The sequence below is a fragment of the Bifidobacterium subtile genome, assembly GCF_000741775.1.
GTDB lineage: Bacteria > Actinomycetota > Actinomycetes > Actinomycetales > Bifidobacteriaceae > Bifidobacterium > Bifidobacterium subtile.
Map to the genome: position 1 here is coordinate 381604 of NZ_JGZR01000003.1, position 22259 is coordinate 403862.

A 22259-nucleotide genomic window follows, 5' to 3' on the forward strand; every position below is an offset into this window, starting at 1 on the left:
GTGAGTAATTTAAGCAAGCACCCTTCTAATCAGGAGCTACTGATTCATTTTCATGAATCAGTATTGCAATATGACAGCTTCATGGAAGTGATTCCTTTAAAGACGCAGCAAGCCATACCCGCGAATCTCCCTCCCTTGGATGTATGGAGCAATCCAGATGTTGCAAAATACTGCATTCGGGCAAGTTTGCTACGCAAATATTGGGCTTCGAGGGAAGAACTACGCCTCGACAAAATAACAACAGCAATGCAGACAATACTAGATGAATCTGCTGATTCAGAAAGTCAGCAATGCCACCATTGGAGCACAATCATAGAAGAGATAGAAGATTCGTTCCTTCGGCAATACCCTGATGCACTTGGAGGCAAAGATCGGATACCTGATCATACCGGCAAAGAACAGGAATATAATACTGTCCATCATCTTGTGTCCGAAAACCTCTATGGAACACTTATGCATGGCGACTATCAGAAATGGATCAATGTTCGTGGTCATGACTTTGCAAACCTAGTTGCGATTTCAACTGATGTAGCAGAGCTGGAAGGTTTTATCCATAAGCTTTATGACATTTGCGAAGATATGTTCGACAAAGAAGTTTATGTACCGGACTATTCACGCATTGAAAGGGATTCGCCTGAACAAGTCTGTCTATCATCCATGAATGTTACCGACAGCTCATATACAACCGCACAAGGAAAATCTGATGTTTAACGTTGTGAGCAGTTTACTCTTGGAAAAGATAGGACGCTGCAGACTCTCCAAATTCAGATCGCGCTAAACCGTGTGGGGCAATTCTATTCGCCGCATGGTGCATTCAGCCTTCTCCTCTTCATAATTTTCAGTTATCTTAACTTCTGAATTAAACACTACAAACCTGATCACGTCTATTCAAGATAGCCAGAAGAAGATTCAGAACATCGATATTTCAGAATATGAATTCCGATGGAAGATAGCTCTGAATCGATATTGGAGGCACATTTGCCTGAAGGACATAGCGTGACATGAGAATATAAAATAACAAGAGCGAGTTCTTCGTTTCGCATACCCTGAGAATCGAATCCGGTGACGGCAAAGCGTCAATACCTGATCCGTTGGAATCAGAATTTGCCACAATCCCACGCTGAAGAACACAGCTCATATCAATGCGCTGGTGAATCGGAATGCCAACATTCGCAGCATTCAACTCTCCTGAAAGATTTTCTAAAATTGGACCATCAAATGCCACGATAAAATATAATGGAGGGAACGCATTCCACTCCTTTCCATAAGCATAGGTAACATGCTGTATGAGCGACTCCTCTATGTAATAGGCAGATCGATCTAACGATTTTAATATTCTTGCACTTTCAGCCAAAGTTGGAATATCACTAAGTTGCAATTTCGTCTTCGCTTCAATTGCCGCGATTACACCTTCGACTGGAATAATGCGGTTCTCATCAGCTTCATCAGAAAACAGAATTGGAGTTCGCTGTGCATCGTACAGAATCACGTCAAGCTGTTTACTCATCGAACCATGTCGATCAATAACTTGTCCATGTGCGATACCAATAGAATCAGGCAAATGATCGCGAAGAAACTTACGTACAGCATTTTCCACAGCCTCACCTTTAGTGAGATGATGTTCGAAGCTCTGCCTACTAGCCTCCATCGAACCAGTAAGCTGTCTAGAAACAGCAGTCATGATATCAACCAATGTTGTCATGATTCGAGAATACACTGAACGATGCAAATTCCAAGGCTACAGTTCTCCGGATACGGTTACCATCCGCGAAAACCGATGCAGCCTCTCACACAAAGAAATCCTCATCAATCCCGACGACCCGATACGTATGCGTCACCTGGACGCCGACTTCGTATTTGATCATGAGCTGGGTGAGTTGATGCCCGTCAATGAGTATGACCCGAGTGGGCACGTTGCGCGCATATTCGACCGCACCTTTTGAGAAGGTGTTGGTCGTGATGAACAGACCGCGATCCGCTTTCCCGCTCAATGCTCCGACGAAACCTTGGACCTCGGACCGTCCAACAGTGTTCGACTGCAAATATCGTTTTGCCTGCACGAAGATCTGGTTCAGGCCGAGAGCATCCTGATCAATGATCCCGTCGATGCCACCGTCATTGGTCAGCTGCGTGACCGTGCCCTTGCCATGAGCGCCGCCGTAGCCCATCGCTAGAAGAAGATCGACGACAGTCTTCTCGAAGAACGCAGGCTCTTTTCCTTGCAATCGCGACAGCAAGGCCGCTGATACTTCATCATTGATGCGTGCGATGCCCTGCTGTATTTGTTCGGTGGGATCGAGGTGCGTATCCGTGTCGGTTTCCACGGCATTGTCGCCAGCATCAGCGTCGCCGACATCGCCGAACGTTCCCGTCGATTTCTTCGTTACCCACCACCGGTCATCTGGTTTCGCGAGCACTCGCAGGTCCCTTTCCGCGATTCCCTGAGGATGCGAACGCAGTAAATCCCGGCCCCTTTCGGTGATGCAATACTGCGCGCGTGCAGGACGATCTATGGCGTCGACACGATTCAGGTACGAAATCGACCAGCCGATCCTGTTCTCAGCCATTGAATCGCCACTAGCCAGCGCGACCGAACGCTGCTCAGCATCGAGCTGCGCAAGGGACAAAACCGCCCTGCGTAAATCACGTAAGGCGAAAACAGCGCCAGAATCTAAAGCCCTTAACACAAAGACATTGAAATCCTCCCACGACGGGATCGCATTCATTTTGCAGCCTCCAACTCCACATTCGCCCAAGCCTCACCTGCCTGATTTTCGCAGCTGATGCTCACTTTACTCCCACTCAGCCATCCCAGGTATAGACGGTAAATACAGCCCAAATGCTCTGCAAAACATGATGTCAGAACGCCAAACAAAACGCCGCGCAGCGTCACCTAACCGGAGATAACGTAGACCCAGTTCCAGTGGCGCAGCACGGCAACAGTATTTGTATATCCTAGATATTTGCGTATACACGCGTCTGCTACTTCACGGCGTCATTTCCTCTGCACACGATGCAAAGCGACATCGTATCGGAGGTCCCTCTCACCTCCCAATCCCCCGCGCCGCCTGCTGCGCGGCGACATTGATGATGTTCCAAGGGCGGTTGAGACCGGGCTGGAAGAAGAAGTCGGCGTAGGCGAGATCTTGCACGGTGGCGTGCAGCTGGATGGCGAGCGCGATCGCGTTGATGTTGGCGGTGGTGTTCTGGGTGCTCATGATCTGGGCGCCGAGCACGCGGCCGTCTTCGGGCGCGTAGGTCAGCTTGAAGTACACGGGGGCGTTGCCTGCGCTGTCAGGAACGAACGGCGGGCGGTAGAGGTCACCGACGAAGACGGATTTCGCGGTGACGCCGTAATCCGAGGCCGTGCTTTCCTTGATGCCGGTGGAGGCGAACTTGTAGTCGAACACGGACAGCGCCGACGAGCCGGATACCGGGGTGAACGATATGTCTTCGCCGAGCGCGTTTCGCGCGGCAATTCTGCCTTGCCTGCGTGCGTTGGTGGCCAGCGCGATATGCGCCTTGCCGCCGGTCGGGGCGAAGCGGACCTCGGTGGCGTCGCCGACCGCATATATATCGGCCGCGCTTGTCGCTTGATGATCGTCCACAACAATCAATCCATGCCCGTCGCGCTCCACCACGCCGTCAAGCCAGTCGGTGTTGGCGCGCACGCCGGCCGATTCGATGACCAGATCCGCCGGGTACGTGGCCTTATCGGTGACGACTCGCGCAATCTTGCCGTCAACGCCCTCGAAACGCTGCACGCACTGACCGGTGGCCGGCGTGATGCCGTGCTCGCTGAGCGTGTCGGCGAGGATATCGGTGAACTCGGCGTCCAGGTATGCGGCCAGCACTCTGGGCTGCATCTCGATGACGGTGACGCGCTTGCCTGCCTTGGCGAACACCTCGGCGGCCTCGATGCCGATGTACCCAGCGCCGATGATCACCACGTCGTTGATGTCCGGACTGACCGTGGCCGCTTTGAGCTTGATGGCCCAATCCCGGCCGCGCATCGCATAGATATTCGCCAGATCACTGCCCTCGACGGGGATGCTGGCCGGCACTGCGCCCGGGCTGAGGATGAGCTTGTCATAGGACTCGTCGCGCTCGTCCCCTGTGGCGTGGTCGACGACATGCACGTTGTGCCGCGCCGCCGCCACCGAAACAACCTCCTGCTGCGTGAACACATGCACGCCTTTGGCGCTTTCACCCTCCTCGGTGGCGTACCTGACCGAATTGACATCCTTGACGTCTCCCTCAAGATACAGCTGCATGCCACACGAAAGGAAGGACAGGAACGATCCCTTCTCATACCATTGGATCTCGGCGTCCGGAGCATCCTGCAGCACCTGCTGCACAGCCTCGTACCCGCCATGCGATGACCCGACAACGATGATCTTCTTCGGTTCGCTCATTATGAGAGCCTCTCCTATTGTTGTATTTTCTCTGTTTGATTTGTATGTCATGCATCTGCTATTTCTGCTATTTGCCTGACATGACTCTGCTATGACTCTCTCAGCTCCAGCCGTCGCAGGCACCGCAGGCAGGGACCGCTTTGCGCACAGACTACTGCAACGGGCAAGCGCCGTCGCCCGCAGCCATATCTGTTCATGCAGCCGGAAACATACCGTCATCGGCTGCGCACTATGTTGTATTATCCCGTGACAAATCACCGAATCAATGCGATGATTCCAGAGTAATTGTCACACCTTTCACGGTAGCCAAAGTTTCGCATTAGTCAATGCGAGAATGGCTTGACGATGTCCCACGGGCTCGCTGGATGCTTGTCCGCGGCCTTGCGCTGATTCATGAAAGCCTGCACTCGACTTCCACGCCACGCCAGCCGACGCAATTTCGTTTCTTCCATAAGCGAAAGCCCTTGACACGGCCATCGGGAGCATTGGATGGCTGCGCCGCCGTGGTCTCACACGCTGCTGCAACGCCATTGTCGGGCGTGCCGTTCCTGCGATGCAGTCGAGACTGTGGCGAACACAAAAAACAACCGTGCGATCAGCAAGACCGATGTGAATATGAAAAACTACAAGTATGAGCCAGAAGCGCCATTCTCATGTTCAAAAGTCTCCACAGCCCTGGCATTTCGGCGCTTCAGAGCATTGACAGCGAACCACACGCGCGTCATATCATCCATATCTGTGAGATTGACGCCCAGCAATTGCTGTATTTTCACCACGCGATTCTCTACCGTGTGATGATGCACTCCTATACGGGTTGCGCATCGCGCCAGATTGAAGGAACACTCGACGAGCATCTCAAGCGTGTCAAGCAGTACTTGCCGTGTATGCCTGCTTTTTGAACCCGCGTCTGTCAATGGCTGCAACAGCGCATCGGCATAGGCATCCGCGATACAGGGCTCCACCAAATCGAGCTGGTTCAGCGTTGCTATTCGCTCCATCTCCATGACTGTGGGGAGTCGCCCGGACGCCTCGCTGCCAGAATCGACATTGCGACGCACAGTGCCGAGCGTTGTCGCATTTGCAAACTCCCCCAGCCGCGAGGAAACCCGCGCCTCATCAAAGGCCCTATCGAGCTCGGTCCAGGGCCGTGGCGTTGACCGTCCAATGGTGCGATTCAGGTCTTTGGTGGTAGCAATAACAGCTTCTTGGACAACACTTCGATCCGAGGGGTTGCACAGCATCCAGAATCCGGAATCGTAATAGCCGAATATGACGCCGTGGGGAGCATATCCTTGGCTGGAGGTTCCTCGAATGGTATCGACCCGCGAAGAAAGCATGGAACAGAGGGAACGTATCGACGGCTCGTTCTGCCCGATGTCCGGTATATGGTGGACTTCCACCGGTTCGGCTGGTATGCCGCCCCATAAATCCCGAGCCATCTGTATGACGATGTCGGCGTGCCCATGCGCCGCATGACTGAGCACAATCGAACGCAGATGGTCGATCCGTCCGCTTTGCGACTGCTGCTGCGGCATACTCACCGACAGTATCTCTGCAGCAACAGTGGCAACTGACCGCAGAGTCATATCCGATTTATCAGAGCGCGGTATTCCAGCAACGACAAATCCAAATATCTCCTGCTGCTCGCTAAAAACTTCACAGATGCAGCAGTCCAGCCCATCACGAAGGAAAAACATGGTTTTCGGCCGATATCGCGGATTCGGCTCCATAGCGCATCGTGCGATGAATTCCAATCCAAGATTGCGCGCCAATCCACGTGGCGCGATGTGCGAGCTGTCAATCACATCGCCGTTGGCAGCAAGGAACGCCGCCCATCCTCCTACTGATTCGGCGGTTTTCAAAATAACAGAGTGTATGGGATACTCGCTGTTCGCCGCTGCAATCAGCCGCCGCTGCGCCGAATAGGTGGCACGTATCGTCGCATACTCATCATCGACAATCGAGCGGTACACCTCCTTCTCTATCGATTGAAAAGGAATCTCCAAAGGTACTTCGAACAGCGGAAGCTCATTGTGACGTGCCGCTTCAATAAGCGGCACCGGTACCGTATCATGTTTGATGCCAGTGCCGAACCCACATGCAAGCACTCCCGCCTCGTACATACCGCGGACATACTCCTCGCACAGTAGCTGGTATTGATGCGTATCCACAGAATGATTGCCTTGCGGATCTTTGTTCCGCTCCTTTGGCAGGTTCAGCCCGACAGTCAGGAGAATCTCCCCTGGCTCGGAGAACGCGCGGGAATCCATGATCTCGCTTTGATGTACCCACACAATGTGGTGTTCCAAAGCATGAACATCCGTATCTGTCATCGGACGTAAATGCAATGCATCGATCTGTAAGAGTTCTTGTACGGTAAGCGACATGTAACCAGTATGTTATTCCCTTGGTTTCCAGTCCATGAATTCGATTTTACATGGCTATTACGTCCATTGTGCGCGCGAGAAAAGGACGGCACGATGACATACATCAGCTTGGAACGAATACTTCTCAGAAAGGACGCTCATGCCAATGGCTGTCACATACAACGAATACAAGCAATATCTTTCTCCTGCTCTGGCGAAAACAACTGATCTCGTCATTGAACGCGGAAGCGGGAGCTACGTATGGACCGAGGACGGTGACCGTTATCTGGACTGGGTTCAAGGAATCGCAGTGAACGCGCTCGGGCATAGTTACCCCACGGTCGTAGAAGCCATAACCAAGCAAGTGCGCAAGCTCACTACGGCATCTTTCAATATGGTTAACTATCCGACCACTCTTAAACTCGCTAAGCGCATTGCGCAGCTGGCTCCCGGCGAGCTATCAAGCGTGTTCTTCTCAAATGGAGGAGCGGAAGCCACCGACGGTGCCCTTAAACTCGCCCGCGCATATACCAAAAGACCTGGCATCATCGCATTCAAAGGATCATTTCATGGACGCACGATGGGCGCTACCTCAGTAACAGCATCCAACTCGAAATACCGCAAATCAACAGAACCTTTGGTCGGCGGCATCCACTTCGCAGCATATCCGTCGGTCGATCAATGCCCAGCAGGATACGATGAAGAGCAGCGCAGCGCCTGGTGCATAGACGATATCCAGCACATCTTCGACTACATTTGCGCCCCGGACGAGACCGCTGCGATTCTAGTGGAACCCGTTCAAGGCGAAGGCGGCTATGTAGTACCGCCCGTATCCTTCATGCAAGGATTGCGCGAACTGTGCAGCCAACACGGCATCATGCTCATTTTCGACGAAATTCAGGCCGGATACGGCCGCACTGGCACCATGTTCGCATCTGAGCATTTCGGCGTGACTCCCGACATCATGACTTTAGGCAAAGCCATCGCCGGAGGCATTCCTGCAAGCGCTGTGGTCAGTACCGAGGCAATTATGAACGAGTGGCATCCTGGCATGCATGGAGGAACCTTCGGCGGCAATCCGGTTATGGGAGCTGCTGGGTTGGCAGTGCTCGATGAATTCGAACAATCGAGCATTCTGGACAATGTCAATGCCCAAGGAGTCTATCTGCGCAATAAGTTGGAAAGCCTACAGGCGAAGTACCCGATTGTCTCCGATGTACGCGGCCTGGGCCTCATGCTGGCCATCGAACTTAATCATAGCGACGGCCGCCCGGGCGGTGATCTGGTAGAAATTACGCGCTCCCAAGCATTGAAGCGGCACATGCTTACGCTCTCCTGCGGCGTGCGAGGAAACGGCATGCGCATGGCCACACCGCTGAACGTTACTCAAAACATTATCGACGAAGGTATAGCAATCCTCGACGAAAGCATCGCAGTCGCCGAACAGAACGATTAGATACGCTCACGATTGTCACGCACAGCCACCGCTCACAACTACCAAGGAGGAAATCATGGCCACTGTCGCAGAAGAGGAAACGAGGCAATCTGTCATCACCTATTTCAACATTTCCGGCGGACTCGAATATGAGAACAACCTGCTGAAGCAATGGGGACTCTCCCAACGCATTGTGATCCGCGAAGCCACTACCGCGACGCAGCATGATGATGATTTCATCGATGCTGTGCGCGGCAGTGACGGCGTCGTGACGGAGTACTTCACTATCACCGATAACGTCATGGACCATTTACCCACACTGAAGGTGATTGGGCTGCAATCAATCGGCACCGATATGGTCGATAAACCTGCCGCTACCCGTCATGGCATAGCGGTCACGAATTCGCCAGGTTTCTGTCAAGAGGAAGTTGCCACCACCGCTGTCGGGATGATCATCGATCTGGCCCGTAATATTACATTCTATGATCGCGATGTGCGCGCTGGAGCATGGGAGCCTCTGGACGGCCCAATGCCTCACCGCCTGCGCGGCCGCACGGTGGGACTGGTTTTCTTTGGCGGCATACCTAGGCTGATGGCTCCTGTGCTCAAATCCCTTGGAATGAACGTCATCGCCTTCGCGCCTACCAAAACTGCCGAGATTCTAGCTGCCGCAGGCGTTGACAAAGTAGACACCCTTGATGAGCTGCTTGAACAGTCCGATTTCGTGTCTTTGCACACGCCACTCATTAAAGAAACACATCACTTAATTTCCGAACGTGAACTCAGTCTAATGCGTCCAGGTGCCTTCCTGATTAATACCGCACGAGGCGGTGTTGTGGATGAGCAGGCGCTTGTAGCGGCGCTCAAAGAAGGACGCATCGCCGGCGCCGCAGTCGATGTCATTGAAGATGAAGATAGTGAGCAGTCCGAATTAAAAGGGCTGAGCAACGTCGTCATCAATCCCCACGCGGCCTTCCTATCTCAGGAATCATTCTATCAAGCTAGGGAAATGACCTTGCGCGGAATGGTGGACCTCCTGATAGAAGATAAACCTCCGCGTTATCTGGTCAATCATGACTGGCTGGATGCGCACACGAAAAAACAGTCATGAAAACGTTTGTTCGTTGAGCAATCATATAGAGAGGAGAAAAAACAATGCTTGATACCATTGTTATTCCGGTTCTTATGGGCCTACCACTTACTCTGCTGCTCTCTGCAAGCGCATTCCTGCTCGGTTTCATATTCGGCATTCCTCTTGCCTTAGCGAGCGTGTCCAATATGCCACTGCTGCGTGGGTTGGCTCGCTTTCTTGTGTGGGTCGAACGCGGAGTACCTCCACTCGTGTGGCTGATGATGCTGTACTTCGGAGTGCGGATAGGCACGCTTAAACTGACCTCGTTACAGGCAGGAATCCTAGGATTGACCATCGTCTCTATGGGATATCTGTCAGAAATTTTCCGTTCAGGGTTTCAAGCCATTCCGCATGGCCAGTTCGAGGCAGCGTCCGCGTTGGGGCTGGGATACACGACGCGATATCGCAGGGTCATTTTCCCACAGGTGATATCCACCATGACGCCATCTCTGACCACATATTTCATCGGGCTGCTCAAGGATTCTACGCTAGCTTCCGCCATCGGCGTGGCAGAGATGGCATTTCAGGCGAGTTTAGTATCCCGCCAGTCATCGCAAGCCGGGGTCACGCCGTTCTTTGTGGCCGCTGTGTTTTACATACTCGTCAGCGTTCCCATAGCGGTACTGACGCGCAGCATGGAGCACCGAACACCAGGGGGCGTCAATGAGTGAAACATCATGGGTAAGCGTATGGATCGCAGTATTCCCCGAGATGATGAAAGGTGTCAGACTCAGTCTGCTTCTCACCATCGTTGTCATCGTGATTGGTATGCCCTTAGGACTGGTTCTTGCCTTGGGGTCGGGAAGTCGTCTGCGTGTACTGCGGTGGGCCTGCTACGTGCTGGTGGAGATAGGGCGCGGCACGCCGGCGCTGGTTACCCTCTATATTATCTACTACGGGTTGCCGCGCGCCGGGCTGACCTTCACGGCATTCGTTTCGGCGGTCATCGGACTCGTCATCACGACTGCAGCGTATTCCTGCGAATACATCAGGTCAGGCCTCGGCTCAGTACCGCATGCACAGATTGAAGCTGGACTCGCACTGGATCTCAGACACAGTGACATCTACCGCAGAATCGTCATTCCGCAAGGCATGCGCATAGCCATCCCAGCTCTCCTAGGCTATTCCATACAGCTGTTCCAGATGACTTCGTTAACTTACAACATCACGCTGCGAGAGCTTACTGGCGTCTCCTACTCGTTGGGGCTGCGAACATTTCAATATTTGGCGGTTTTTGCCCTGGCAGGACTTATCTACGCGATTGTTTCAGGACTATGCGCCTGGCTGATTGGCAAACTTGAGCACGCCATTGCACTGTAGCCGCCAAATCACAGCCGCGCACACCACTGGGAAAGGAGGTTTCCGACACATACAAACGACGCCATTGTGGCTTCGCATATTGCTTTGAGTCCTATTTTCCAAACATTGTAATCACGATGAAACGAGGAACAATGAAAAATCCAATGCACCCGATATTGGCCGCTGCGGTCGTCACATTGATGATTGGCACGATGGCAGCATGTGGCTCGCCATCAGGCTCCGGAGCATCGTCTTCGAGCTGTAAACCGGCGCATGATTTCAGCACAATCACCAAGGGAACACTGACCGTGGCAATCCCCGAGCTGCCCCCATTCACCAGCTACAAGAACAACAAGGCGACAGGCATCGACCCCTCCATCGTCAGCAGTATCGCGAAGATGGAATGCCTGAGTGTTTCCTATTCTCAGGTAGCCTTCGCCGAAGCCATACCCGCAGTCCAGTCAGGGCGTGCGGACATCGCCATCGGTGATTTCTATCGTACCAAGGAACGAGCGCAGGTCGTCGGCATGTCCGACGCCATGTATGCCGACCAATTGGGTATTGTCTCCAAAACGGGTGCCAGCTCACTTGCCTCTCTTGAATCGAAGAAGGTAGGTACCGTGGATGGATATCTGTGGCTTGACGATACCAAGAAAATATGGGGAGACAATCTGACCATATACTCGTCAAATGTCGAGATGAGACAGGACCTCGAATCCGGCCGTATTGCTGCTGGATTTGATTCGTATGCCACCGCTGTCGCCTATTCTAAAGGTAAGGATTACCAGTCTAAAGTTGCGCAAAAGGATAAACGAGTCGACTCAACCATTAACGGAGTCCAAGCGGGCATCCCATACACCAAGACGAACGAAGACCTCGGCAAGGCATTGAATGCCGATATTGGCACGCTGCGATCAAAAGGAACGCTAGCGAAGATCTTCTCCGATCTAGGCATGGACACCAGCGCCACGAAGATAACAAGCAGGCCACTTATATAAGTCTCGCCCCCCCCCCCCCCCTATACATACACCTATATTCATCGGGTGACGGACACGTTCCGTCACCCATATTTTGCACAGTTCATGCAGGAGAAAACAGCTATGGCAACGCAAACGCAACATGAAAATGAACTGATTCTGGAAATAGCATCCTTGTCGAAACGCTTTGGCGAAAACACGGTGTTCTCTGACGTTTCACTACGCGTGCATCAGGGAGAAGTGTGCTCTATTATAGGCCCGTCTGGGGCTGGGAAAAGCACTTTTCTGCGCTGCATCAACCTGCTCGAACAGCCTGACTCAGGCAATATGTGGATTGCCGGTCAGTACATCGAGGCGGGCAGAAGAATATCGGGGTCCGATATGGTGCAGCTGCGACGCAACGTCGGCATGGTGTTTCAGACATTTAATCTGTTTCCGAACATGAGCGTATTGGAGAACATCGTTTTCCCCGAACAGAAAGTGTTAGCCCGTTCCGCCGCCGACAGCAAGGAGGTAGCGATGGATCTGCTCAACAAGGTCGGTTTGGCGAATCGAGCGAACGCCCGACCCACGCAACTATCCGGAGGACAGCAGCAACGGGTGGCAATAGCCCGGGCTCTTGCGCTCGAACCCAAAATCATGTTGTTTGATGAGCCGACCTCTGCGTTGGATCCTGAGGTAGGACTCGACATACTCAATGTCATGCAAGATGTAGCCAGCAGTGGCATGACGATGCTGGTAGTCACCCATGAGATGCGCTTTGCCCGCGAAATAGGCGATCATCTGGTGGTCATGGCCGAGGGCAGCATTCTTGAGGAAGGCAATCCCGATGCTGTGATGTCGAATCCACAGCAAGAACGAACCAAGCGTTTCCTCAAAGCAGTAATCGACCGTTAACTCCCCGGATGGATCGTTTGATGCAAATGCGAACGGCGGTTTGCCTGAATTGCAGCACCGACGCAATAGCCACTGGCTATGTATAACAAAACACGAAAGGCTCATATTATGGACATACAGACAATCACCGTAGGCAATACAGTTGCTGCCTATAGTCACGCCACCGTTGCGAATGGACTTATTTTCACGTCGGGATGCACACCACACGACCCTGATACAGGCAAAATCCGAGGAAAAGGCATAGCCGAGCAGACACGTCTATCGATAGAACTACTACAGGATATTCTGCACCAAGCAGGCTCGAATCTCCATCATGTGCTTCAAGTACAGGTTTTTCTCGATGACATTGAACGCGACTACGATGCCTTCAATGACGTGTATATGGGCATGTTTCCAGCTCCTTATCCACCGCGCGCAACGGTAGGTGCCAAGTTGCCCGGATACACAATCGAAATGGTGGTGCGCGCCGCAGTCATTGGTTGAACCACTTCGGATGAGATACGTATTGCGCAGTTCCTGCGACTGCGGCTAACGATATCGCATTCACCAACATAATTTCAGCTTTGAAAACAAATAAGTCAGCCGGGCGCAAGCCGACAACACGCCGTCTTGCGCCCGGCTGCGCAATTATGTAAGATAGGCGAGTTTGTTAGCCCCCTTCGTCTAACGGTTAGGACACCAGACTTTCAATCTGACAACGAGAGTTCGACTCTCTCAGGGGGTACTTTGCAGGCACAGAATATGTGCCCTTCCGCCGAGAATGAGTACCGATGGCTGTAATTGATGGCAAACCCCGCCAATTATTCTTGAGCATATCTATATCCCTCTCTATAAACCCAGACATTTTTTGCTTTGACATCCGACCGTAACGACTCTACTCGTCACACCGCCCGATACGCGAAATCATGGATTACACGGCCTGCTGTGATGCCTTTCTTCTCGAAATTGGTCAGCACACGGCCCTCGAATCTTGGCGACTCGGCAAATTCGGCATGCGGCAGGCTCACGGCTTCGTCGGCGTTGCCCTTGCCGACATGTTCGAGCGGCAGACTGACTGTGACGCCTCCCAAGTTTTCGAAGTCCGTGCGGTCATCCATGACCTCGTGCACATGCAGCGCGTAATCCTCGATGTCGGTGGCGATGCGCCACACGCCCCCGGCGGCCAGCGTGCGATGAATCTGCGCAGCCAGCTCATCCTGCACGATGCGGCGCTTGTGGTGGCGCATCTTAGGCCAGGGATCGGGGAAGAACGTCCAGACTTCGCCGACCAGGCCATCTTCCGTCGCTTCGAAAAACTCCGGGGCATTGACCTGAGCAATACGCAGATTGCCTAGATCACGCTTGCCCGCGAGCAGCATCGTGTGCGCCACGCCGGGGTCATAGACCTCAAGCGCCAAGAAATTGGCCTCCGGACTTGCTTGCGCCGCGGCGACGACGTTCTCGCCCTGCCCCGTGCCGATTTCGACAATCAGCGGATGCGCATTGCCCCAGCTCCCTCGTACGAACTCCTCATCGATGCGCAGCCCGGCACGCATCGATAGCGAGCCGGGAGCCTTGTTGACATCAAGCAGATAACGGTCATGATAAGCGTCCCACGCCCGCTGCAGCCGGTCGTCAAGCCGTCCCGAGCGGCGCACGAAGGACAGCACCGGGCGGGCGGGAAAATGCTGTGCCGCTTCACCCGAGGTCGTTAACCCAATGCGCACCAACGCGCCGGCTGCGTCGTCAAGCCCGGCTTCCGCAACGTCGGCAGCGTCATTCGCACCGGTTGCATCAGCCTTGCTGTTCGCTGCGTTCGCCACGCCGGATTCGCCGCCCATTCCCGATTCACTCATACCGTCCATTTATAGAGGAAGCGCTGGAGCGGCTTCTACCCAATCGGCTTCAGCGACAGCATCCATTGGCTCGTAGGCATCGGTAGAAGAGCGTCGCGGAAACATGGATGCGCCGAGCGCAGCAGACAGTCCCTTGACCGAATACGCCGCAACCGCGTCGCAAAGAGTCACGGGGGCACCGCGTAGGGAGCCTGAGCAGAGAGGCACCGCGTAGACGGTGCCGTATAAACGTGCCACGCAGACGGTCACGCCCCTTGTGTACCGCTAATCCGCGCTTCACCGTCACGAAAGGGGCCTTGCCTTCTCGATGATGCCCCAAACGTGACGCTGACCCCCAGTTAGCGTCACGAAAGGGGCAGCCCGGGCAGCCCTGTCTTGAATGCGACACTACAACCCGGTTAATGTCATGTTTAAGACATAGTCCCAAAGTTCCAATGACCCAACACCAGCCCTTCCCAAAAATGGCAGTGCCCGCTCAATCCAAGAGCTGGGCTACGGTTGGATTGGCTTTTGCACGGACGGTTTCCGTGCTATAGTCAGAGTGTATATAAAGTAACAAAATAGAGCATAAGTGAACAAATGCTGCAGCGGCTGGTCTGTTTGCATCAGTATGGCCACCACCCGACATTATCGCTTATCATCAAGGAAGGTCAGACATGACAGTTCTCGTTACCGGCGGGTGCGGCTACATCGGCGCGCACGTCGTTCACGCGCTCCATGAGGCGGGGCAGAAAGTCGTCGTAGTTGACGACTTGAGTTACGGCAAGCCGACACGCATCGAGGGCGCACGCTTGTACGGCATGGATATCGCAGCTCCAGGAGCCGGCGAGCGCCTCGCACAGATTCTGCGCGACGAAGAAGTCGACGCGGTCATCCATTTCGCCGCGCGCAAGCAGGTGGGCGAGTCCGTGGAGAAGCCGCTGTGGTATTACCAGCAGAATCTGAACGGCATGCTCAACGTGCTCACCGGCATGGTCGACGCGGATGTGAAGAAGCTCGTGTTCTCCTCTTCGGCCGCGACCTACGGCGTTCCGCCGGTCGACGTGGTGCCCGAGGATGTAGTGCCGATGCTGCCGATCAACCCGTATGGGCAGACCAAGCTCTTCGGCGAATGGATGGCCCGCGCATGCGAGGAGCGCTACGGCATCCGCTTCTGCGCACTGCGCTACTTCAACGTCGCCGGCTGCGGCCCGGTCGAGCTTGAGGATCCCGCGATTCTGAACCTCATCCCGATGCTGCTCGACAAGCTCAGCCAAGGCAAGGCGCCGGCCATCTTCGGCGACGACTACCCCACCGAGGACGGCACATGCGTGCGCGACTACATCCACGTCGCCGACCTGGCCGACGCGCATATCGCCGCGCTGCACTATCTTGACCGCGACGAGCGCAAGTACGACGCCTTCAACGTCGGCACCGGCGAAGGAACATCGGTACGCCAGATCGTCGACGAACTGCGCAATGTCACCGGCCTGCCATTCAAGGAGGCCATCAAGCCGCGCCGCGCCGGCGACCCGCCGCATCTGATCGGCTCGCCCAAGCGCATCAACGAGGAGATGGGCTGGCATGCGCAGTACGGCGTGCACGACATTGTGCAGTCCGCATGGGACGCATGGCAGGCCAACCCGGGGCACCACATCGACGTGGAGCACTGGTCGCAGGAGGGCTGAGTTTCCGCGAGCGCTTTGACTGGCCTTCGCGGCTAGAAACTAGGATGGTGGCCCTACACAGGCGAACTGCGTAGGGCCACCATTGTTAGTACTACATTCAGCTATCCGCGCATGCACATAATGACAAGGCTACTTCATCACCCGCAACAACCGCTTTGCTCGGACAGGTACCCGCCCGCAACAACCACGAATAAATCTATTAAGCACATCGACGGGCAGAGTCGCCCAAGCGGGGCTTTCCATCGCATAGCCAACTGATGCAAGCTGGCGAAATTGCAGCGATCTCACAAAAGCGAAGCTGGCTCATACTTTCTCCATGTGCTTAATAGATGAAAAAAGTGCTTAATAAACATCTACGCAGTACATGAATGCGGCAATCCGTCATCGCCGTCCACTGAATGTCGTCTATTAAGCACTTTTTTCGTCTATTAGGCACTTCGCAAAGTAGACGACGTTTTCAGCATTCGACACTTTGGCGCAATACCACGGATTCTGGGCGCCGACGCACAGATAGCGAGGACTGTGCGGCAGTTCGATTTCTTGAAATCCGCTTAGTAAATTCGCGAAGAGGACCGGAGCCAAGCACACGGGCGAATAACGCAATATGCAAGCGATAATCAGGCTCTGCAAGCCGTCCGCAACCGCATGGCAGACTCCCGCCCAGACAAGAAGAGCTTGCAAACAGAACTCAGCCAGTTCTGCGCGTTTCATACGTGGCGCGTAGACTCGAAGCCATGACCGGTTACAACCCAACTCCAACGCCCCAGCAGCCTTATGGTCCCGATTTCAACCAGGCGAACACCAGTCCCTCGAACTCCAACGCTGCGCCCCAGATGGGGCAGCAGCCGGGGCCCCAGCAGGGCGACTATGCGCAGACCCCATATCCGCAGACTTCATACACGGGGCAAACCCCATATCCGCCGCAAGGCCCCTACGCCCAGCCGGAACAGGGCAGCGGCCAACGCAATGGCGGCTATGCGCCGTACATGCAGACTCCCCCGCAGCAGGCCTATGACCCTAGGCAGCCATATCCACCGCAAGGCGGCTATTACCCGCCTATCGAGCAGCCTTGGAACGCGTTGTGCATCGCCGGATTCGTGCTGTCGTTCGTCTTCGCCCCGGCAGGTCTGGTGCTCTCCATCATCGCCCTCGTGCAGATCAACAGAAGCGGGGAAAGAAGCAAGGGAATGTCGATTGCAGGCATCGTCATCGGCGCAGTAGGCACGGTCGCGTCGATATTCATGCTGATCGGCATCATCACGGCATTCAACAATATCGACAATCTTGATAGCTATTACGATTCCAACGGCGACAGCTCATGTTCTCCCGGGGACTACGGCTGTGACGACGATCAAGACGATGAGGATATCGGCGGCCCCTATGGCGACACACGCGACATCGCATGGAACAATAGCTCGCCGCACGGCATTGTGTGGAATACGGTCGATCTGCGCGATTTGCAATAGGAGGCGGCGGCCAGAACTCCGTGTCGTCACCGGCTTTCCCAACTCCTCTCATCGTTGCAATGCCGGGCTTTATGGTGTGTTATCACGATGGTTACACAGGTGTGACACGCGAAGACACACCGCTACTTGCGCGGGATTGATATCTGAGTAATATAGCTACTCGGCTGCTTGAAAGAGTAAGCCACGGCCCCGTAGCTCAGTTGGTTAGAGCGCCGCCCTGTCACGGCGGAGGTCACCGGTTCAAGTCCGGCCGGGGTCGCTGGGATGGTTGAAAACCCGGTTCTGCCGGGTTTTTGATTATTCATGGCTCTGTAGCTCAGTTGGTAGAGCGAGCGACTGAAAATCGCTAGGTCAGCGGATCGATGCCGCTCGGAGCCACCACATGAAATCCCTCAGTCCTCGGAAACATTGGGCTGGGAGGTTTCGCAGCATTGCACCGGCGATTTCGAATATCCGGTACAATATTGTCGAACATGAGGAGTCGTAACAAGTTGCTAAGCGTTGTACTTCTTGTCTGCCAGGTGCTGGCCGCCCTTATTTTATTGATTATAGGCATCGTGCAAAGTTCCCCGATGCAGGTGATCATCGGGATATTGCTTTTAATTCTCGATCCCATCGTCTGGCATTATGCACATATTCGAAACAAACACGAGTAGACGAGTCCCGCCACAATTCTTCACAAGGATGTCAATGTGTCCCTGCAAGTGACTGCAGGGACACATTGACATCAGCATCAGCATCCTGCGGACCGCACAATCCTCTACCTCGCGCCCGATTCATAGTCTCATCACACCTCGCGCAAGGTCACGAACCGCTTGCGTATCGTGCGCAGCGCGGCTGGCAGCGTCACGCTGAAGCCTATCAGCCCGACAATCCACACCGGATACTGCACCAGCGTGGCGACGCGCATGACTTGGCTCGTGTATGCGCTCGGGTCGGATGCGCCTTGCATGTCGAGCAGTGCGCCGACGCCCAGCAGCACGATCGCCGAAGATACGAAACCGCCCGTATTCGCGAATCCGGTGGCCGACCCGATGCTGTTGATGCTGTTGCCGTCACGGGCGAAGTCCAAGGCGATATTCGCGCATGGTCCCCCGCTTGCCAGCGCTACGATCAGCAATCCCAGCAGAACGGCGTGATGCGGCCCGGGAGTCAACAGCACCAGCGTCCACAGCAGAATCTGCGAGCCCATGGAGACATACACCATAACCGCCCTGCCGTAGAGCGGATGAATGCCTGCCAAGCGTCCGAGCACGATGGCCCAGACCACATTGAGCACCATGCCGACAGCCAGATACGAGCTGGCCTGACCGGGTGAGAAGTGCTCGACGGCGATAAGAAAAGGGAGTCCCCACAGCTGATTGAGCATATTGCTGGGAAACCAGGTCACGGCATGTATCCAGAATCCGCACCACGTCGCCGTCGATTTGAGCGCCTCGACGAGATTCCGCCATCCCGCCGCGAATCTCCCCTGCCGCTGGATGCGATTGCCGCTGCGCCACTGCGGCGTGTCATGCACGCCCATGAACACGCCGACGGATATGAGCACGCCGATAGCCGCCACCAATAGAAAGGCACGTTCCCAGCCTGCCAGATGCAGCAGCCACGCGAAAGGATAGAGGGATATGAGCTGGCCCACGCCGCCTACCTGGCCGGTGAGCTGGTTCATCAGCGGCAACTGGCGCAGCGGAAACCACGCGGCGACCAGTCGGATGACCGAGATGAACACGAGCGCATCCCCGCCGCCGACGAAAGCTCGGCCCAGCACGGCAAATGGGATGCTCGGGCTCAGCGCGACCAGGCACTGCCCCACCGACATGAGCAGGCATCCCGCGCCAATCAGCCGTTTCGCGCCGTAGGAGTCCAGCAGGATGCCGGCGGGAATCTGCATGGCGGCGTACACCAGCAGCTGCAAGTAGACGAAGGACGACAGCGCCGCGCTGCTGACACCGAAATGCTGCGCTGCGACGATGCCCGACGCCGCGAACGAGGAACGACACGTTATCGCGAACACATAGCCAGCCATGCCCAGGCCCCACATCGCATAGGCCTGACGCCGGGAAACGCCCTTGCCCCGGCTGGGGTTGCTACCGTTGCCGTTGCCAGCAGCGCCGCTGTCGACAATGCTGCCGTTGACGGTGCTCGTGCTGGCGGTGCTGTTGCCAATGTTGACTGTGCTGGCAGTGCCGACAGCACCATTGCTAACGCTGACATTGACGTTGCTATCATCCGTCGTCATATCCGACGGCGGCTCCGGAACCTCGCGATTTGTTGTGGCAATACGCATGCTTTGCAATACCTGTTCGTTTCCCCTAGTGCAGAGGCTGTGCTTCCGTTCGCATCTGCGAAGGTCGCACCTCCCGCACCGTCACGTCATTCCAATCTTCAGTCAGCCAAATGACAGCCGAGCGGCCAGCAAAGCCACGCGCATAACCCGCACGACGCATCCGCTACCCGATACAACATTAGCCCGCACCATTTACAGCCGGACCCTGCCGCCACGCAGCCCTATACGCACCGATAATCAAAACGAATACCATGCCGTCAGGCCGCGTGCCGTTCGTATCGAATCCGCGCAGCCAGCATTGTGCTGTTTGTGTTATTCGTGCCGTTCATGCAGCCCGTCACTCGCATCACGTTTCAATCGCACGAATGACGCCCATCACAGCAACGACCCTGCTGCGCTGCCGACGACGCCATTCGTCAGCACCACGACATCGCCGCCGACGCCGCCTCCCACACCGGTGAACACCGCCGTGATGCCTACCGCGTCGGCTCCAACCAGCCGAGCCGTCGGCATCCCGCCGCGCCATTGCTCGCCCGCATTCCACTGGTCGGCAAGCACGCCATTGACGAATACCCGACAGGCATACCCGGATTCCGGCTTGGCGAGCCGCACTTCATATTCCAGTTTTCCTGCCGCAATCCGGGCGTGAATGCGGCCTTCCACCAGTGGCCTGGGCCCGCTCTCAATGCCAGAATCGAAAGCGATGCGTGCATGCCGTTCCAGCGTCGGAGCGCGCGGCGGCCGTCTGCGCAAGCCGGTGCGCTGCTCGTATTCGTACGCGGCGGCCAGCAGCAGCGGGTCGCTGCCGGACGGCCCGGCGAATGTCAGATTGACCGGCATATGCGTGTCATCCATGATGCCCATCGGCACGTTGACCGTGGGAATTCCCAAATGCCTGATCATGCGGTTGCCGTTGGAGAATCCGCAGCCATCCTGGCACGCCTCGACGTTATGCGCCTCGTCGACATCCGCATCGGCACGTCCGATATTCCCGTTCGCCGGGAATATCAGCACGTCGAGTTGTTCGGCCCGCATCCATTCCTCCACGTGCGTGCGCCGTATCGCTTCGAGGCCGCGCAGCCCCTGCTCTAGCTCCGGGGTGTTCAAAGAATGAAGCAACCGGCCCGAGCGGATATACTTTTGTGCATCCTGATAGAAGCCATAGCGCCGTTTCGTCCGGTAATCGACGGAATTGAGCGGATTGGGGAACACGTCGTCGGCATCCACATCGAGCAGGCTGCGCGGGCCGATATGCGCGAATCCGGAAAGAAACTCTTCAAGCGCAGAAGCATTGAGCTGCAGCCATTCGTGCTCCATCCAATCGTGCGGGATCAGGCCTTGATCGGCGAACGCGCGCAACGTGCGAGGAGCGCTTTCGTAGTAGTCGCGCACCGGGAAGCCCGTCCAGCGCACCTGCGCGCCGGCCGACCGCAAATCAGCTATCGCCTGATCCAGCAGGCGATTGATGCTCGGCCTGGTGTACACGCCCGGCATCGCGCCCGCTGTCCGGCCCGTATATTCGAGCACCACGCCGATGCGCAGCCCCGCGAGCGCACCTGCTCGGGCGGCATCCACGATATCCGCAAACCCGCGCTCGTGGATTTTTCGCGCGTCGTCAAGCGGCACGAACTGCTGCCGTCGCCACATATCGCCGCGCGTATCCGGGTCATCCACGGCAAGAGTTTGCAGTAGGCGAAGCAGGTCGTCAACCGTTCTGGTATGCGGCACCACGACGTCCTTGGTCGCGTGCAGCACCCAGTTACCGCGCATCGAAATCACGCCGCGCGAGGGCGTGTAGGCCACCACCGCGTTATTGGAGGCGGGCGATCTGCCGGACGACACCGTCTCCTCCCCCATGCCGAATGCGGCGAAACTGGCTGCGGTGGACACCGCCGAGCCATTCGAGGAGCCGGAATCCCACGCTGCCGCCAGATAATCGGCGCTATATGGGCTTTCCGCGCGGCCGTACACTCCGCGCTGCATGCCTCCGGCTGCCAGCGGCGGCATATTGGTTCTGCCGATGAGGATCGCCCCGGCGGACCGCAGCGTCTGCACAGCGAAACTGTCTTCCTGCGCGACCATATTGCTAAACGCGGGCGAGCCTGCAGCCATAGTCATTCCCTTGGCCATGTAGCTATCCTTGACGGTGTACGGCACGCCATGCAGGGGGCCGAGCACCGTGCCGCGCGCCCGCAAGCCGTCCAGCCGCATGGCTTGGCGGATGGCATCACCAGCGATTAGCGGCATGGAATTGAGACGAATGCCATTGACATCGTAATACAGCACCCGGTTGAGATAGGCTATCGCGAGTTCCGTCGACGTGGTGCGCCCGCTGCGCAGCAGCTCTTCGATATCACGCAGCGACAATTCAGTGACATCGATATCTTCCGAATCTTCGGCAACCGCCATCATGCCGTTCCTTCCATTACGTATTGCTCTATGCTTATGACTTGTGCAATGTCTGGCTAGTCAACGCCTGAGTT

The 22259-nt window shown here is 55.6% G+C and carries 18 protein-coding genes and 3 tRNA genes; 13 read left to right on the plus strand and 8 right to left on the minus strand.

The genetic code is table 11. From position 1 onward, the window contains the following. Window positions 1–711 (plus strand): hypothetical protein, encoded by a 711-nt coding sequence (locus BISU_RS12445; RefSeq protein WP_152599252.1) that lies wholly within the window; start codon window positions 1–3, stop codon window positions 709–711. Between the two features lie 214 nt (window positions 712–925). Here BISU_RS12445 and BISU_RS12450 read toward each other — a convergent pair whose 3' ends face one another. The 4 genes from BISU_RS12450 to BISU_RS03415 form a co-directional block, all read right to left on the minus strand. Next, complete coding sequence (locus BISU_RS12450) at window positions 926–1702, minus strand: DUF6602 domain-containing protein (RefSeq protein WP_152599254.1); 777 nt, start codon at window positions 1700–1702, stop codon at window positions 926–928. A gap of 85 nt (window positions 1703–1787) precedes the next feature. Continuing rightward, a complete protein-coding gene (locus BISU_RS03405; protein WP_024462613.1) occupies window positions 1788–2726 on the minus strand; it encodes a restriction endonuclease in 939 nt (312 codons plus the stop codon). Window positions 2727–3044: 318 nt separating this feature from the next. Next, window positions 3045–4415, minus strand: a complete 1371-nt coding sequence (locus BISU_RS03410) for an FAD-dependent oxidoreductase (RefSeq protein WP_024462612.1) — start codon at window positions 4413–4415, stop codon at window positions 3045–3047. Between the two features lie 623 nt (window positions 4416–5038). Next, complete coding sequence (locus BISU_RS03415; RefSeq protein WP_024462611.1) at window positions 5039–6802, minus strand: PucR family transcriptional regulator; 1764 nt, start codon at window positions 6800–6802, stop codon at window positions 5039–5041. Window positions 6803–6947: 145 nt separating this feature from the next. On the opposite strand from BISU_RS03415, the gene BISU_RS03420 reads away from it, so the two are divergent. From BISU_RS03420 to BISU_RS03455, 8 genes are all read left to right on the plus strand, one after another. Then, the gene (locus BISU_RS03420) at window positions 6948–8237 is read left to right on the plus strand and encodes an aspartate aminotransferase family protein (protein ID WP_024462610.1); all 1290 of its coding nucleotides are present in this window, start codon (window positions 6948–6950) and stop codon (window positions 8235–8237) included. Between the two features lie 55 nt (window positions 8238–8292). Then, complete coding sequence (locus tag BISU_RS03425; protein WP_024462609.1) at window positions 8293–9327, plus strand: C-terminal binding protein; 1035 nt, start codon at window positions 8293–8295, stop codon at window positions 9325–9327. A gap of 44 nt (window positions 9328–9371) precedes the next feature. Then, window positions 9372–10019: an amino acid ABC transporter permease gene (locus tag BISU_RS03430; RefSeq protein WP_024462608.1), complete on the plus strand. Its 648-nt coding sequence runs from the start codon at window positions 9372–9374 to the stop codon at window positions 10017–10019. Then, a complete protein-coding gene (locus tag BISU_RS03435) occupies window positions 10012–10668 on the plus strand; it encodes an amino acid ABC transporter permease (RefSeq protein ID WP_024462607.1) in 657 nt (218 codons plus the stop codon). The genes BISU_RS03430 and BISU_RS03435 overlap by 8 nt, the downstream gene beginning before the upstream one ends. A 116-nt stretch (window positions 10669–10784) precedes the next feature. Next, the gene (locus tag BISU_RS03440; RefSeq protein WP_081672582.1) at window positions 10785–11645 is read left to right on the plus strand and encodes a substrate-binding periplasmic protein; all 861 of its coding nucleotides are present in this window, start codon (window positions 10785–10787) and stop codon (window positions 11643–11645) included. Between the two features lie 45 nt (window positions 11646–11690). Beyond that, window positions 11691–12521: an amino acid ABC transporter ATP-binding protein gene (locus tag BISU_RS03445; RefSeq protein WP_264298187.1), complete on the plus strand. Its 831-nt coding sequence runs from the start codon at window positions 11691–11693 to the stop codon at window positions 12519–12521. A gap of 108 nt (window positions 12522–12629) precedes the next feature. After that, entirely contained in the window at window positions 12630–13004 is a 375-nt protein-coding gene (locus BISU_RS03450; protein WP_024462604.1) for a RidA family protein, read from the plus strand. Between the two features lie 169 nt (window positions 13005–13173). Beyond that, window positions 13174–13245, plus strand: a tRNA-Glu gene (locus tag BISU_RS03455). A gap of 157 nt (window positions 13246–13402) precedes the next feature. On the opposite strand, the gene trmB is transcribed toward BISU_RS03455, so the two are convergent. Further along, window positions 13403–14356, minus strand: coding sequence for a tRNA (guanosine(46)-N7)-methyltransferase TrmB (gene trmB / locus BISU_RS03460; protein ID WP_226839089.1), 954 nt, complete (start codon window positions 14354–14356; stop codon window positions 13403–13405). 656 nt (window positions 14357–15012) lie between these two features. Here trmB and galE point away from each other — a divergent pair. Next, window positions 15013–16023: a UDP-glucose 4-epimerase GalE gene (gene galE, locus BISU_RS03465; RefSeq protein WP_024462602.1), complete on the plus strand. Its 1011-nt coding sequence runs from the start codon at window positions 15013–15015 to the stop codon at window positions 16021–16023. Window positions 16024–16431: 408 nt separating this feature from the next. Here the strand turns inward: galE and BISU_RS03470 are convergent, their stop codons facing one another. Continuing rightward, the gene (locus tag BISU_RS03470) at window positions 16432–16734 is read right to left on the minus strand and encodes a hypothetical protein (protein ID WP_024462601.1); all 303 of its coding nucleotides are present in this window, start codon (window positions 16732–16734) and stop codon (window positions 16432–16434) included. 23 nt (window positions 16735–16757) lie between these two features. Between BISU_RS03470 and BISU_RS11485 the strand changes: the two genes are divergently transcribed. The 3 genes from BISU_RS11485 (at window position 16758) to BISU_RS03485 (ending at window position 17870) form a co-directional block, all read left to right on the plus strand. Continuing rightward, complete coding sequence (locus tag BISU_RS11485; protein ID WP_051921996.1) at window positions 16758–17489, plus strand: DUF4190 domain-containing protein; 732 nt, start codon at window positions 16758–16760, stop codon at window positions 17487–17489. A 185-nt stretch (window positions 17490–17674) separates the two neighbouring features. After that, window positions 17675–17748, plus strand: a tRNA-Asp gene (locus BISU_RS03480). Window positions 17749–17794: 46 nt separating this feature from the next. Beyond that, a tRNA-Phe gene (locus tag BISU_RS03485) sits at window positions 17795–17870 on the plus strand. Between the two features lie 406 nt (window positions 17871–18276). On the opposite strand, the gene BISU_RS03490 is transcribed toward BISU_RS03485, so the two are convergent. Then, window positions 18277–19728, minus strand: a complete 1452-nt coding sequence (locus tag BISU_RS03490) for an MFS transporter (protein ID WP_161787757.1) — start codon at window positions 19726–19728, stop codon at window positions 18277–18279. Between the two features lie 423 nt (window positions 19729–20151). Next, complete coding sequence (locus BISU_RS03495; RefSeq protein ID WP_033503249.1) at window positions 20152–22185, minus strand: amidase; 2034 nt, start codon at window positions 22183–22185, stop codon at window positions 20152–20154. Window positions 22186–22259 lie beyond the last annotated feature (74 nt).